The following is a 16,314-nucleotide window of genomic DNA, read 5'->3' on the forward strand; positions in this document are numbered from 1 at the left end:
CCCTTATTCATAGGAATAATAGTATTGATAAGCTGAATCATCCGTCAGCTCCCGGCGGTTCAAGACGACACCGAGAATCTTCGCTTCTGCCAGTTCGAGTTGTTCTTTGGCCTTTAAGACCCGTTGACGATCTGACGTCATACAGCTGACGACCAAGACGACTCCGTCCGTCAATTTAGATGTGATCCGGCTGTCCGCGACTTGAAGGAGCGGGGGTGCGTCCAAGATGATGATATGGTACTCTTCCCGTAATTTTAAAATGAGGTTTTCCATTGATTTGGATGATAACAATTCAGCCGGGTTCGGTGGGATTGGTCCTGCCGTCAGGATCGATAAATTTTCGATTTTTGTCGGCATGATTGCTTTTTCAAGTTCCGCTTGCCGCGTTAATAAACTGGATAGACCAAGACCGTTTGCGACACGGAACGTATAATGCACGGTCGGACGGCGCATATCCGTATCGATAATCAATACCTTTTTCCCTTGTTGCGCATATGCGACGGCAAGATTAGAAGACGTTGTCGATTTCCCTTCGCTTTGTGTGGCTGATGTCACGAGTATGACTTGAATCTCTTTATCCACTGCCATGAATTCAATATTTGTCCGGATGGTCCGGTATTGTTCTGCAATCGGCGACTTCGGTTGAGTGACCGTAATTAAATTACGGGCATCTTTGTTCATCTTATTTTTCTTAGCCATATTGTTTTGCCGCCTCCCGTTTTGCTGCTTTCGCTGATGACTTAAAGACTTTGCTGTCGATATCCGGAATACTTCCTAAAACAGGCAGATCAAGAATTTGCTGAACCTGCTCCTCTGTACGGATCCGGCGGTCAAGCACTTCACGTAAGAAGGCAAGACCTACTCCCAATAAGAAGCCAACTACTGCAGCGATGGCTGTATTTAAAATAATGTTTGGACTGACCGGAGCTGTCGGAATGCCCGAAACAGATAACACTTTGACGTTATCGACATTCATTAAATCCGTAATGTCTTCACTGAACACGCTCGCAACTGAGTTTGCGACGTTCGACGCAAGAGCGGCATCCGTATTCTGAACAGAGACGTTGATGACTTGCGAATTTTGTTCACTTTCAACGGTGATCATATTGTTTAAGGCGTTAATGCTAGTGGGAGCATTTTCCACTTCTGCCTGAACCTTTTCGAGAATAGCCGGACTCTTGATGATGACGCGGTATGTATTGACAAGTGTGACGGACGATTGGACTTGTGAAGCATCAATCACATCGTTTTCCTGTTTTTTCGGTGTGACTAAAATTTGCGTACCGGCTTGATATGTGGGTTTGATCAAAAAGGTACTGACGGCAAATGAGATGACGGCTGCGACGATGGTCAATGCGAGAATCCGCCAAAGCGATTTTCTCAAAATTGAAAATAATTCCTGTAAGCTGATCGTTTCATTCATAGTTTAATTATTCTCCTTTATTTGTCTAATACGGTGTCTTTTTTCATCAACTAGAACTCAGTATAACAAAAAATTGGGAAATGGTTGATTAAATTTCAGGAAATAACATACGTTTTTTGAAATTTGTTGCGTATAATAAAGAATGACATGTTTCGTTTTACATGAATTTCCGGATATCAACATAGGAGGAAGATCTTCATGCATCGCTCTCTACAAACCCTTCAATACTATACATCGCACTCGGAAGAAGACATCCGTCGCCTTCATGAACGGATTCGTTTAAGCCTTGCTTCGACAGAATCGTTAACAGATACGATGATTCGTTTGACCGGCCAAACACCACTCGTTCCATTCAAGCAGGATACAGTGACCGCCGAAGAATGGTCAGCTTTTTTAGCCGGCAAACATCATAATGAATTGGCGGATTTTTATGGAACACTCGTGGCTCGTCCGATTCTTGAGGAAGATGGCCCTGTCGAACCTAAAGAGGACATCGAAATTGCTCCAGCCCTATCGCGGACGCACCGTGAACCAGAAGCCATCCGTCGAAACAAAGTGAAAACCCGACCAGAACAACGCATTAAAAGAAAAATCCCTTGGGGTTGGGTTGCTCTACTGATTTTATGTTTCCTTCTTGGTGCCGGTGGAACATATGTCTATTCCAATTACATCGCGAGTCCATCTTCCAGCAAACCGAAGTCAACAATCGAACAACCGGTCACTGTTGAAAAAGAAAAGGAAAAAACAAAAGAACCAACGCCGGAGGTCAAAGAAGAATCAAATGTCATTTACGTCAAAAGCAGAAACAGCAACATCTATAGTGACTCTGCCTTGACCGATCTACTTTTTGAAGCTGACTTTGGTGACGGTTACCGGGTTCTTGAAACGACCGACTCCATCAGTAAGATTGAATTGACGGATGAATTGACAGGTTATATCAAAAATAACGATACGACGAAGTCTTTAAAAGGAGACGCGATTGCTGACGAATCCTTATTGACGTGGGTCAATGACAATCTCGATACAAGCTTCGTCACCGAGACGCTCATTGACCTTATCGGCAAAAAAGCCGAAGATTTAAATAGTACTTATGGTCCACCGGAACGGACGTTTTCCGATGAAGTCAACACGTATCTGTTTTACGGAACTCATTTTTTTACCCTTCAAAATAACAAGGTCATTGCGATTGACTGGGCTGAAACAGCCATCACCAATGCTGAACTGGCGACACTCGCTCCTCTCCAACTCGAAACAGAGACGACTGGTCTTGTGACCAGTAATTCTTATCGCCTGCAACGGTTTGAACAAACAGAAACAAGTACCAGCCGGGTGCGATTGGCTGAACAAAATCTATAACAGTAAAAGGGACAATCCATTTTTCGGATTGTCCCTTTTGTTTACTCCAGACCAAGCGAGTAACGTAATGCGGTTTTCGTTTGGGCCAGTGAATCATCAGTCGGATGCCAGTAATAAATGCCATCCGCTTCTTTTCCACCTGTTCCTTCAAGCTTTAAATTCTTTTGATTTTTAAACGCATCCATGTAATCAAAGGCAAGTGTCCGCATCGGTTTGAATGATACATTTGTCTGAGCATTTTTACCTACGACATCCATGATCGCATTGAACTTACTGACGGAAACATCCGATGATAATTTAGCGACAACTTGTTCGATGACTTGGCGTTGACGCATTTGACGACCGAAGTCACCACGCGGATCTTCATAACGCATCCGTGTATACTTCAAGGCTTCATCACCGTTTAAGTTAATTTTTCCGACCGTGAACTGTTTATCGCCGACTTTGAAATCTAGATCGTTATTAACAGTCACTCCACCAACCGCATCAACGAGTGAGGTGAATCCTTCCATATTGATTTCTGCATAGTAGTTGATTGGAATATCGAGAAACTTCTCGACGGTTTTAATCGCCATTTCCGGTCCACCAAACGAATAGGCATGGTTGATTTTATCATTTTTCCCCTTACCGACGATCTCAACTTTCGTATCGCGTGGGATACTGATCAAACGACTTTCGTTTTGTGTCGGGTTGAGCGTCATGATCATAATCGAGTCGCTTCGTCCGTTTGTTTCGCCTTTACGATGATCGACACCCAGCAATAAAACAGACACCGGTTTTTGTTTCTCGACGACTTCGTCACCCGTATTTTTGATTGGCGACTGGATCTTTTTGACGGTTTGATCAACCTGATAATACGTGTAGCCGATAAACCCTCCGATTCCGACGACCAGTACTAGAGCGATTAACAGCATAACCTTTAACGGCGTCCAGCGCTTTTTGACTTTCCTTCTTTTTTTGACACGTTCCACTTTCCCACGTTCCCTTCTATTATATGTTGCTTGTTTCCTATGTAACTTCATGAGTTCTCGTTATTATCGGTCAAATAAAAACGATCTTACAGTCGAGTATACTGAAAATTACGGGCGAATTGTCAAAAACGGGAAATGATGAAAAAAAGAGTCTACCGGATAGTAAACTCTTTTCAATCAAAATCCGTATAGAGAGATTACGTTTTTAAGGATTAGAGCAAGGACTCCGTCGCCGAGACTTTCTCGTACATAAAGACTTCATAGATTTTTTTCTTAAAGTTATAGTCCAGACTGACAACCATCCGTTTTTTTGGATCCGTTGTTTGAAAGACGTATGACTTCATCATAATCGGTTCTGCAAGACCAAGCTTGATTTCTGATTTTGAAGCAACAGTCGAGTAATCAAAGTTTGACCAATCCATCCATTCTCCTAATCCCTTACCGGTTAAAACAGCATCCAGTTGTTTTTCTGTCATGCCTTCCGTTAACTTGGCGCCTTTCGTCAATTGCATCTTACTTTCCCGGACACCAATTTTTGTTTTTGCCGTCACTTCGAGCATTTTTGAAGTCAGGCGGTAAACTGAATCCTTGCTCTTCGTCGCGAATGACAGTGCCGTATAGGTCGGCGCAACTTTCAATTTCGTGTCATAGAAGTGATACGCCGCAAACTTCTGTCCATCTTCTTTATCCGCGAACTCTGGTTTTTTCTTCAGCATCGTTGACCCGTCTTTTTTTGTTAACTGCGTTTTATAGCTTTTGCCGTAAAGGACTTGCGCGACTTGTTCCATCGTCATCCCGGTTTTCAAGGTTTCGTACTGAACCGTTGCTTGTGTTTCTTCTTTTGTTGCTGCCTGTGCTGTTCCTGCGACCAATGTTGAACCGGCCAAAATCGCTGCAATTGTAAATTTACTAAATGTTGATGTCATGTGTATTCGCTCTTTTCTGTTTTAGGATTAGTAGAGTTCTTGCGTACTCGAGATAGTTTCCATCCAATCGACACGATAGGTTTTTTTCTTTGAATCAAATGTCATATGGACTTGTAACCGTTTGTTCGGATGATTTGTCCGAAAAATATAGATTTTTGTTTTGCCTTCACCAAGACCCATTTTTTTCAGCTCTTGTTTGGAAAAGCTATGACTGAAGTCTGTTGTCGACCATGTCATCCAGTCACCCAGACCTTTTCCTGTCAATACGTTGTCGAGCTGCTGCTCCGTCATATCGTACTGGACCTGTTTGCCCCGTTTGAGTTGTCGATCACTTTGCCGGACACCCATCGGATTTTCCCCACTGAAATCAAGGGACCTTAATGCCAAACGGTAGACTTTATCTTTCGGCTTAGCTGCAAACAAAAAGGTCATATAGTTTTTTTCCTCTTTGCCGGGAACGAAGTACACTGTGAAGTCTAAATCCTTAGATGTCTCTTCTTTTGGTGACTTTTCCTTTAAAATCGTCCGTCCATTCTTTTTCGTCAGGTGTTTTTTATAGGTCTTTCCATATCGTTGTTTCGCAAACTCGGCGATCGTCATGCCTGTCTTATACTTTGTAAAATCCGTCGTGACTTGTTTTTCCTGTTTCGTGGCCGCGTCGACCGGGATACTCACTACAGTCGAAGTCATGAGCGACACCAAGACCGCATATTTCAAAATTTCTCTTAGCATGAAAGACTGCTCCTTTTTACTTCGTTTTAATCGGGAGAATTGTATAGTTATTCAATTTATACTGTTTACTCGAATGATCAAACTTCATCGTCGTTTCAATCTGCTTTTTCGGATTTGAACTTTTGAACGTATAGATTTTGATCTGACCGCGGTACTTATATTCTTTTCGTTCCTGTTTGGTCTGGACGGATGTAAAGTCCCAGGACCATCGCATCGCGACCTGACCAAGACCTTTACCGGATAACAGCTCGTCGAGTTCAGTTTCCGTTTCATCTCCCCGAATGTAGGTTACGTGTTTGAGCGTTCGGTTACTTTCACGTAATCCGCTGTTCGTATCCGCTGCAAACTGTAATATTTTTTGGACCAGGAAATACGTCTTCTGATTCTTTTTCGTGTGGAATTCAAACATTATCAGTCGTGGTAACGTCTTCGATTGATCATAAAATGAATACTCCCGCGACCGGTATCCTTGTTTATTCTGAGTCCAATCGGCTTTTTTCTTAAAGACCGTCGCGCCATCGGTTTGTTTCAAATGTTGTTTGTATGATGGACCGTACATGACTTTGGCGACCTGCGTCAGCGTCAAACCAAATTTAAACGACCGGTATTCTTTTAATACACTTTGTTCTTCCTTGGATGCAGCTTGTCCGTGGAGTGTCCCGTTCAAAGACAGAACACCGATGACGAGCACCAGCATCAGTTGTTTAAAAAACTTCATGAGGTTCCTACCTTCTTCATTTCAGTAATCGAACCGCCCGATCGGCATCGAGGCGACCGTATCCGTATGACGAATCATAGCCTTTCGCGCCAAGATCCTGTGCTGATTTTTTAAGGATCGCTTCCACTTCCGACGCTTTGATCGTCGGCTTCAGACTGTAGAGGAGACTCGCGACACCGGCGACGTGTGGGGCTGCCATCGAAGTTCCGCTCCAAAAGGCAGAGACTCCGTCACTGAGGTAGCTCGGGATATCTTGTCCCGGAGCGACTAAATCCAGTCCCTTGCCATAGTTTGAGAACGACGACCGTTTATCGAACCGGTTCGTCGATCCGACTGAAAACGCATACTGGGACCGGGCCGGATACGACAATTTACTTTGTCCTTCGTTCCCGGAAGCGACGATGACGAGAACCCCTTTTCGCTTCGCATAGGCGAGAGCGTCTTCGATCGCCCGGGATGAGAACCCACCGCCGATACTGATATTGATGACTTTGGCTTTTTGTTTGACGGCATGTAAAATCCCTTTGGCGATATCCGAGTTCAACCCGTAGTTGTCTTTGCCGAGCACTTTGATCGGAATGATCGAAGCCTTGGCATTGATGCCGGACATGCCGTACGTGTTATTGCTGTTCGCAGCGATGATACCAGCGACGTGCGAGCCGTGCCCGTGATCATCGATTGCCTGTTGACGGCGGTTGACGAAATCGTAGCCGAGATCCATCCGGACACGTCCGGCAAAGTCCGCGTACGTCGGATTGATGCCAGTATCGATGACCGCGACGAGCACCGTCGATTGTTTCTTCCCTGCAATCCGCTTCTTCATCACATCGAAGTTGATGTCGGCGCCTTTGACGCCACCTCGTTGTCCTGTATTGTTCAGTGACCACTGATACGATTTGAAGACGTCGCCTCCGAGTCCATGCATGGAGCTGTCGAGCTCGACATACGCAACACTGTTCGATTTTGCGAGTTGCTGTTTCGCCGCCAATGCCTGCATGACCGTCCGGTACGTGAACTTGACGAGGCCAAGTTCGGCATCAATTGTTTCGTGCTTGACGGCTGCCGTTTTCACGGACAGTTGTTGTTTCTGGCTGTTCTCTCCTGTCATCTTGACGACGAGGCTGCTTGACTTCGCAACCGTACCCGATTGACCAATCGATTCCCGAAGCGGGTGCAACCGTTCAAGCTTAAACGGCACGACAAACGACGCATTTTTCTTCCCTTCGATTTCTATGTACTGACGACCACTCCAACTGAGCGGGAAGACGAGCGACTGATCCGTAACTTGATCATATCGTCCGTAAACCAGTTGTCGTTTGTAGTCGGATTGTGATTTATAAACGGTGACGGCTTCTGTCTCGTCGGCAGCAAATTTCAGATGGGTTCCGCCTGTCAGGTAGGTTTTCGTATCGAAATAAAATAATGCTTTTCCTTTACTGTCAAACTTGCCTTTGATATAGGCTTTCTTTGTTTTCGCGTCCAGCGTCGGTAATTTCTTTGCCCCGGTACCTGCTGCTTCTATTTGAGTCGGGATCATCGTCCCGAGAAGACCTGCTACTGTCAATCCTGCGATCCATTTCTTCATTTCTCCACTCCTTCATCCACCTTTTGACCTACAGAACCAGTATAATGGAAAATTTTACGCTAAACACCTAATTTTTACGTTTCGCGTAGATTTTTTTCTGTTTTCAAGTCACTTCACACAAAAGGTGGATCCGGCGTCAACCGGATCCACCTTTTGTTTCATTTAATGTAACTCGTCGCCCGGTCAGCATTCAGACGACCGGAACCATAGGTCGTATCATATCCTTTCGAACCGAGGTCCTTCGCTGATTTTTTGAGGATACTTTCGACGTCCGCTGACTTGATCGTCGGCTTGAAACTGTACAAGACACTGGCGACAGCGGCGACATGCGGCGCGGCCATCGATGTTCCGCTCGCAAAGGCAAGTTCTCCGTCTGCGAGATAACTCGGAATCGCGACACCTGGTGCGACAAGATCGAGTCCCGTTCCGTAGTTCGAGAAGGACGCTTTTTTATCCGTCCGGTCGGTCGCACCGACTGACAGTACATATTTCGAACGAGCCGGATAAGACAATGCCTTTTTTCCAGCATTGCCGGAAGCGGCGACAATCAACACGTTTTTACTTTTCGCATAAGCCAGTGCCGACTCGACCGCCTTGGAAGAGGTATCGCCACCGAGACTGAGGTTAATGACTTTGGCACCTTTTTTCACCGCATGATTGATTCCACTGACCAAGTCCGACGTATAGCCGGCACCGTTCTCATCGAGGACCTTGATCGGAATAATCGAGGCTTTGGCATTAATCCCTGTCATCCCATACGTATTGTCACTTCCGGCTGCAATGATACCGGCGACATGCGACCCATGCCCGTAATCATCCCACGCCGTCTTCGAACGGTTGACGAAATCATAACCAAGATCCATCCGGACTTTCCCCGCAAAATCGGCATAACTCGGATTGATACCGGAATCGATGACCGCAACGAGCGTTGTCGACTGTTTTTTCTTCGCAATCCGTTTCTGCATCGCCGTCAGACCGATATCCGCTCCTTTCAACCCTTTTTTCTGACCGGTGTTCAGGAGCGACCATTGATGATGCTTGAAAGCGTCCGTTCCGAACGCTTGAATCGGCGTATCATATTCGACGTAGGCCGTCGCACTCGACTGCTCAAACTTTTGTTTCGCTAATTTCGCTTCCGCCGCTGAACGATACGTCAATTTTTCTAAACGCAATTCCGGAGCAAAAGCTTCGACAGACTTGGCACCAAGACTGCTGCCGCGTACCATACCCGCTTTTGTCTGGATGATAAGAGCCGTTGTCGTACTCGCTTTCGTTTTAACAGAGGAACTGCTCGTCGCATCAATCGGTTCGTAACGCGAGACACTGAACGGGACGGAATATGTATCGCCCGGGTAACCTTCTAAAATCAAGTACTGCCGTCCACTCCAGCTGAGCGGGAAATACATCGTCTCGTCGTTACGCTGGAAATAACGATTGTAGACGCGTCCCGCATCAATGTCTGCCTTACTTGTAAACATCGTTCCGTAGACATCCCAATCCAGGTCAAATTCAAGATGAGTTCCGTCCTGAACAAAGTCTTTGGCGTCCATGTACCAGATAGCAAATCCGTCTTCATCGAAACGTCCTTTCATCGGCGCTCCGACATAACTGCCGTGGAATGTCGGCAGTGCTTTCGCTTGATTGATTTGTTTGGTACTGACAGTTTTTTGTTTTGCACTGACCATTTTTTGCTCATTCACCGCTTCCCCGTTCATGCTGAATCCGATGAATAAACTGACTACGAGACTTCCTGCGACGATTTTTTTCATTCCTTCACCCTCCAATTGTCTTAGGTCCTTACACCTATATACCCGTAAATTTTGGAATAATGTGGGATATTAAAAATCATTTACCTAATTTATTTATTTTTAAATAAAAAATCCACCACCTCAACAGGTGATGGATTTTTGTTTTACTTCACGATGACTTTGAAGGTTTTAACGACCTTATAATTTCCAACAGTCGTATAGGTAACGCGAATTGATGTTGTTCCTTTAGTGACTGCTTTAACTTGTCCTTTTGTGTTCACCGTCGCGATTTTTTTATTGAGCGAAGCATAGCTGACAGATTTGATTTTATCGGTTGCTGACGCATAACCGATTGTCGTTGTTTGACCTTTTTTCAATGTTTTTTGCGTAGCTTTTAGCTTCACTTCATTGACTTTCGTTTCGATCGGTAATGTAGTCGTCAGGACGAAACCGTCTTTTAACGTCACGGTTGCCGTCACAGTCGTTTTGCCTGATGCTTTACCCACGAGACGTCCCGTAGTATCCACTGTTGCTTTTGACGTGTCCGCTACTTGATAACGAATCGATGATACAGCTGATGACGTATTCAAGACTTTTGTTTTCAGGTTGATACCTTTTCCTTGGTAGACACTTGCTTTCTCGATTGTTGCCGTCGGTGCTTTTGTTGTTTGTGGAACGAAGACACCGAGGTATCCATTTACTTCTGCCGTTCTCATCCCTTTAACCGGAACTGTCAGGATTCCATTTTTGTCTGTGACAAGTTTCGTTTGGGTTACACCACTCGCATCGACAAAGACTTGGTTCGTATGTTGTTTTCCCATATCGACTTTGATTGTCGTGTTAAGTGTTGATTTCTTCCCGATGACTGTCGCAACACCCGTGTTACGGTCTTTACCGAGTCGGACGCTTGAAATCAAATGACTGCCGGCGACTTTTGAAGTGTTCGTTGTATGATATGCCACTTTTTGAGCACCGTATGCATATTGTTTACGGACTTTCAGTAAGTTCGTGATTTCGTCATAGTATGGCGTTTGCTTAGACATATATGAAGCATCCGTCTGATACAAGTCACCGTAGTAAACAGTCGGGACCGTATCTTTGTTCGTCAGCAAGAACGCATATTGTGAGACGACGTTATCGACTGAATACTTTTTCTTTGTGCTTGCGAGTTCTGCATTGTAGATTGCGAGTGCTTGTTTTTCTGTATCTTTATCGTACATTTTTTCAAAGGATTTCGGCTCTTCGCCTGCTTTGTACTGAATACCTGTTTTGATGCCGTACAGATCGAGCATGATCTGGTTGACGCGGTTCTTCTCTTGATCGTGGTTATTAACGAATGACCAGTTAGCTGATACATCTGTTGAAGTCGCTGCACGATTAACAGTTGAACCTGTCACGATGGCACTCAATGGACGTTTCGATGCTTCATTTCCAAGGGCATTCCGCATCGTGAAGTAAAGTGGTGAATCCATGATCAACTGCTCATCGTTATTAGCTTTCATGTATGCTTTTTGCTCTGACTTATAGCTCTCGATGTAGCTTAAATGCTCTTTTTTACCGAAGTGTTCTTTCGCAACTTCTGCTTCCGCTTTTAAAATCGCCGTATCGTAGTGTGACGCTGCATCAATCCGGAATCCGTCGAACTTGTATGTTTCAAGCATCCACTTCATCCAATTCTTTTGTTCTTTGATGACTTCTGTGTTCGAGTTGGCCAAGTCTACGCCAAGCAAGAATTCGTCATTGTTTGTCATTGTCTTGTTATAAGCTTGAAGCGGGAATCCTGTTTCATCTACGAAGAGGAACTGATCCTCGATATCGATGCCCGAGTTATCATTTTGATACGAACGTTCTTCTGTTCCGTATCCGTAAGTTGCTTGTGTCTTCATGTATTCTTCCGTCAACTTCGCAATCGTTCCATTGTCCGCTGACGCGAGGAGTGCTTCTTTTGTCTCGAAACCATTTTCTTTCATATAAGCAAGGTAACCCGGATCCTTCGCGTATTGCGATAACATCGGTTTCCAGTTCTGCGGTGAAACTTCATACCAACCGTCAGCCGCGAGATAAGTATCGACGACATTCAAGTTTTGAGTTTTAGACGCTTCAATCAACCATTCAGGTAAATAGTTTTTCTCATTCTCCGGTCCAAAGTAACGGTACGGTTTACCGTCTTTGTCCGTCATGACACGTCCTGTACCTTGACCTTGAAGCGATGTTCCATTTAAGAAGGTTTTGTTCCACTCTTTGAGGTACCCGTATTTTTCTTGTCCCTGTCCGCCGCCTTTTGTATAGGCGAGGTAAGGTGTCGCGAGCGTTTTTGTTGTCTGTCCGCCCGTGTATGGATTCGTGAATAACTCACCTGAGCTTGTCGCACGACGTACGAAAACAGCTTCCCGCTTGTTTAATCCAAGCATCTGGTTTGGAACCAAGTCCATTTGAACTTTGATGTTATCATCATGCAACATGTCGACCATCATCTCGAGATGACTGGCTTTACCGTATTTCGTTGCCGTTGTCCCGCCTGGTCCTTGTGGGAATTCACCTAAGTCATACCGATCGGCAATAGCATACCCTTCCATGTAGCGCGCCATATCAAACGAACGATACGCAGGCGGCATCCATACATCTGTTACTCCCCATGAGTTTAACAGGTCACCTTTTTTAGCAAGAGTCCGGTACATATTGCTGTCATATGGTTGGTAGAGGCTGAAGCTCTGGAAGATGACATGGTTATCCAATTTCTCACCTGACGTATAAGCTGCTGCTTGTTTTGGTGCTACACCGAAGCTACTTGTTGCTACGAGGGTAGCAAGCAGTCCAGCCGATACTTTTTTGGTATTCTTCATCAATATAAGTCTCCTTTACTATCTGTATTTAATTGATTATTTTTTCCTTTAATTACTAAACAACATCACATAATTTAACATCTTTCTTTCAAGATAACACCTTCTATTTTTCAAAAAAAGTCAATATATTTAACAAAATGCAATCGATTGCACTAATTGTCATAAAAAAGAACACCTTCCATCCATTTCCGGACGAAAGGTGTTCGAGGGAATTAGTTTAATCCGAGAAGAACTGCTTTCTCGTAACCGCCAGTCAAGACTGAGTTGTCGTATGACTGAAGATCTTTGTTGACGACAATGACGTTCGACAACGTTTTGAGTGTACCAGCCGGGACTTTGATTTTAACGATATCAAGTCCGTTCGATACGATGTCATCTGAGTCAGCAAGCGAGATACTTGTTCCGACCGGAAGTGATTTTCCGTTCAGGATGTAGTTCGCTGTGCTTGTCGCATCGTACATACCAGAGTATTGAACGCCCTCTGTGAACTTGATGCGGATGACGTCTTTCTCGTTTTTCTCGTTCGCTGATACTTTAACGATTTCGAACGGCGTCAAGACTGGTTTAACAGGCGTTTTCATGAGTTTGAAGTCATGTGTCGCTGTTGCAACCGTGTTACCGACATCATCAGACAATGATTTGACGACGACTTTCCAGTCTTCGCCGTACCCTTCCATGTCGACGAGTTTTTGCAGGCTCTCGTTTGCTTTGACTTGGAAGTTTTTGTCCGTTGTATCCGTGTACTTGACGACAGATCCGTCGATTGTAACGATTTTTCCATCTTTGTTCTTACCGATGAATTCAACTGTCGTTTTCGGAGGCAAGACGATACCGTCCGCATTGATGAGTGGCGTGTTGTACTCATCGAGGTCACGGATTTTCACCGGCTCGCTCATCATGACAACGAAGTCGTTTGTCATTGGTACGCGGTCGATCGTGTTGATTTCAGCACTCTTCAGGTCCGGCGTGTTGAGCGGCGATCCTTCATAGCTGAGGTCAAGGATTAACGCATCGTTCTTCTCACCGTTCGCTTCGGCCTGGATAGCACCTTTGTCGAGCGTGATGCGGAACTTATCGTTGTAGTAGTTTTCTTTCGTGTTGACTGTATCGTAGATTTCCGTCCAGTCTTTCATCAACTCGATGACAGCTTCGCCCGTCTCTTTGTTATAAGACGTGACATTGACATACTTGCTGAAGTCTTCGTATTTCTTCGTGTTCGAGTTGTAACGCTCAAACTTCAGTTCGTTATCAAGCAATGCAAGGATATTCGCATTTTTGAGGCCTTTGCTGAACATCACGCGGAATTGCTCAGGTGACTCAACAACGACGCCAGCTGTCGGTTTGACTGTGTCAGCCGCAACCGTGAAGTCGAGGTTTTGTGTCGTTCCAATGTTGCTTTCATCTGAAAGTGCTGCGAAGTCCATTGTATCCCAGACTTGAAGCGAGTGTTTACCTGCAGCGAAGTAACCTTCTTTGACACCTGGATAGTTGTCATCGAGCATGATACGGACTGTATCGCGGCGATCGACACCTGTTTTGTTGTCAAATCCGTAATGCGTGACTTTGAAGTACTTCTCTCCGTATTGACCGTCGATTTTGAATTTCGCAGAATCGACCGCTTCAGAGAATTTCACTTCGAGTTGGTTCAGACCGACTGCTTTAACAGATGTTACTTCAGCAGGACGGGCATCCGTCAACTTGAAGCTTGCTTTTGATTTCACTTCTGTATCCGTGCTGCTCGTGATTTTAGCGACGAGCTTAACGACTGCGTTGTCTTGGAGTGGTGTTTCTTTGTCCAGGATCAATTCGAATGCTTTTGGATTCGAAGGAATCGCTTTAACACCGATGACGCGTTTCATGCCGTCAAACTGTTCGATCTGGATGTTGTCGTTTGCGAGGTAATCTTCTTCGTGAAGACCTTGCATGACTTTATCAAGTCCGAATGATTTGAGTAAGAGTTCACGTGAGACTGCTTTATCGAGGAAGACCGTAACGCGATCTGCTTGGTTCGATTCAGCTGCGAGCACGTTAATCATCTCGATCGGAGCCGGAGTAACAGCGATTGTGCTGAACTTGACTTTCGTCTCTCCTGAAATCTTACCGATGAGGTTTTTGTAATCGCCTGCTGCCGTTTCGATGATTTCTGCACGGATCATAGCTTCGAGGTCCGTATTGCTGAACTCTGAAGTGAGGATGACCGTTGCTTTTCCGTCTTGAATTGTCACGCGGTCTTTTGCCAGGGCACCGAATGATGTTGATAATTTCAAGACGATATCGTCTGCATTTTTGTCGACTTCACCAGTTGCTTTGTCCTTGAGTAAGAACGTCACTTCTGTGTTGTCAGCTCCGTTTGCGACGATTGTCGATGCTTTTGGTGAAACTTCCAGCATCCAGAGGTTTTCAACGCCTTGTGTCATGAAGCTCATTGAACCGAGGTCACGAGCGACGCCGCCGATCATGATACCTTTCGCTTCCACTGTGTAGTCTTTATCGTACTCAAGACCTGACACGTCGAGGAGTGCTGATTTTTTGTCCGGGCTGAGGGTAACAGCTGTAACTGTTCCGCCTGCGATTTTGAAGTTTTCGACTGAAGCGCTATCAACCGCGCGTGAGAACGAGACTTCCACTTTTTTGTTGCCGATTGCTTTTGCTGACGTCAACATCGTGTTCGCTACCGTGAAGTCCATTGCTGCTGATTTCACATCGCCGATTTTCACGACATAGCTGTGTGTACCTTCAGGAATTCCGCCTTTCGAAGCCATGAATTTCCCTTTTGAAAGCGTCCCTTTGACGACGATTGGTGCTTTTGACATATCTTTACCTGGGTAAATTAAGAGTTCTGTCATTGCGCCTGTCGCTGCGTACATGACGTCCGCTTTAACAGAAAGTGTCTGATCATCGACGCTTCCCATGACGTTCGTGATGTCAGCTGCTTTGACTTCATAGCTGATTGAACCTGTTACAACAGAGTTCGCACCTTTGTATGAGTAAGCAAGTTTATATTTGCCGGCTTTTGAAGTGTTCGGTGTTTTCAGGTTGAATTTGCTGATCGGGCGTTTAACGATGATACCTGATTTGTAACGGATGCTGATTGTGCTTGGAAGAACAACTTTTCCTCCGACTGCAACTGGTTCGAGGACTGGTTCGAGGACATCAACCGGATAGTTCTGAAGTTCTACTTTGAGGATTGCTTTTTTCGAAGTACCAGAAACTGTTCCATACAAGACTTGGAACTTGTTAATGTACTTTTTCTCGAACTTCACGGTACCGTTCCACTTCACTGAACGCATTTCGTACTTGCCGTTTGTGAGCTTGACTTTGACTTTCGTCGGTAACATCAATTTCTTAACAGCGTACTTATCACCGCCTGCATGTTTCATCAAGATCGGTTCGATGTATTTGACAGAGACCTTCGAAGCCGCGTCAGCAGCAACCGGTGCGACGACAGATGCAGTGACTGCGAGTGCAGCTGCAGCAGCGTACAATTTGTTTGATTTTTTCGTGTAAGCCATGTTTACAATTCCTCCTCTTGTCTTTCAAAACTAAATGCGACAATCCCAACCAGATAACCTACACTTAAAGTAAAATATTTGTAAATATTTACTTTAACCATTCAACTGATTTTCTGTCTTCTTCGGAGGAATACGTTCTGTTTCACACGCCGATCCATCGCCTATACAGTAGACGATCGTCAGTGATCCATTATGTATCCAGTTTGGGATGAACAGAAAAACGTTGTCGAACGCCTCATTCACAAAGCATTCTGTATGTTGTAGGTTCGTACCAAGTCTCACTTCGAGATAAGTGAATCACTCAGCTACAGCTCAAATATACAAAACTCAGAAACTCACGACAATAGGTTTTTTGTAAAAAATAGGTGAATAGTAGTAACTAGTAAAATATATTTACAGGTTGTATATGGAAATTGAAAAACTGGTCATACCTTTTTAAGAGAACGCTTACATTTATATATAATTTCATTTAAGTCAATATTTTTCTGAAATATAATAAA

11 protein-coding genes are annotated in these 16,314 nt (G+C 44.7%); 1 reads left to right on the forward strand and 10 read right to left on the reverse strand.

Annotation, left to right across the window (positions count from 1 at the left end):
* Positions 1-3: 3 nt before the first annotated feature.
* Positions 4-699, reverse strand: a complete 696-nt coding sequence (locus tag ACP26N_RS13940; RefSeq protein ID WP_426354170.1) for a CpsD/CapB family tyrosine-protein kinase — start codon at positions 697-699, stop codon at positions 4-6.
* Positions 692-1,423: a YveK family protein gene (locus ACP26N_RS13945; RefSeq protein WP_426354172.1), complete on the reverse strand. Its 732-nt coding sequence runs from the start codon at positions 1,421-1,423 to the stop codon at positions 692-694. The genes ACP26N_RS13940 and ACP26N_RS13945 overlap by 8 nt, the downstream gene beginning before the upstream one ends.
* Before the next feature lie 198 nt (positions 1,424-1,621).
* Between ACP26N_RS13945 and ACP26N_RS13950 the strand changes: the two genes are divergently transcribed.
* Complete coding sequence (locus tag ACP26N_RS13950) at positions 1,622-2,779, forward strand: hypothetical protein (RefSeq protein WP_214853409.1); 1,158 nt, start codon at positions 1,622-1,624, stop codon at positions 2,777-2,779.
* Positions 2,780-2,820: 41 nt separating this feature from the next.
* On the opposite strand, the gene ACP26N_RS13955 is transcribed toward ACP26N_RS13950, so the two are convergent.
* From ACP26N_RS13955 to ACP26N_RS13990, 8 genes are all read right to left on the reverse strand, one after another.
* The gene (locus ACP26N_RS13955; protein WP_426354174.1) at positions 2,821-3,750 is read right to left on the reverse strand and encodes an LCP family protein; all 930 of its coding nucleotides are present in this window, start codon (positions 3,748-3,750) and stop codon (positions 2,821-2,823) included.
* Positions 3,751-3,962: 212 nt separating this feature from the next.
* Positions 3,963-4,676, reverse strand: a complete 714-nt coding sequence (locus ACP26N_RS13960; protein WP_131972125.1) for a hypothetical protein — start codon at positions 4,674-4,676, stop codon at positions 3,963-3,965.
* Between the two features lie 27 nt (positions 4,677-4,703).
* Complete coding sequence (locus ACP26N_RS13965; protein ID WP_131972123.1) at positions 4,704-5,408, reverse strand: hypothetical protein; 705 nt, start codon at positions 5,406-5,408, stop codon at positions 4,704-4,706.
* Positions 5,409-5,424: 16 nt separating this feature from the next.
* On the reverse strand, positions 5,425-6,126 hold the full coding sequence (locus tag ACP26N_RS13970) for a hypothetical protein (RefSeq protein WP_426354175.1): 702 nt from the start codon (positions 6,124-6,126) through the stop codon (positions 5,425-5,427).
* Between the two features lie 16 nt (positions 6,127-6,142).
* On the reverse strand, positions 6,143-7,711 hold the full coding sequence (locus tag ACP26N_RS13975; RefSeq protein ID WP_426354177.1) for a S8 family peptidase: 1,569 nt from the start codon (positions 7,709-7,711) through the stop codon (positions 6,143-6,145).
* A 158-nt stretch (positions 7,712-7,869) separates the two neighbouring features.
* Positions 7,870-9,480 carry a S8 family peptidase gene (locus tag ACP26N_RS13980; RefSeq protein ID WP_426354179.1) on the reverse strand — a complete coding sequence of 537 codons (1,611 nt, stop codon included), beginning with the start codon at positions 9,478-9,480 and terminating at the stop codon, positions 7,870-7,872.
* A 143-nt stretch (positions 9,481-9,623) separates the two neighbouring features.
* Positions 9,624-12,302 (reverse strand): glycoside hydrolase family 70 protein, encoded by a 2,679-nt coding sequence (locus ACP26N_RS13985; protein WP_426354181.1) that lies wholly within the window; start codon positions 12,300-12,302, stop codon positions 9,624-9,626.
* Between the two features lie 212 nt (positions 12,303-12,514).
* Complete coding sequence (locus tag ACP26N_RS13990; protein WP_426354183.1) at positions 12,515-15,814, reverse strand: hypothetical protein; 3,300 nt, start codon at positions 15,812-15,814, stop codon at positions 12,515-12,517.
* Between the last annotated feature and the right edge of the window lie 500 nt (positions 15,815-16,314).

It is taken from the genome of Exiguobacterium sp. R-39 (genome assembly GCF_049942815.1).
GTDB lineage: Bacteria > Bacillota > Bacilli > Exiguobacteriales > Exiguobacteriaceae > Exiguobacterium_A.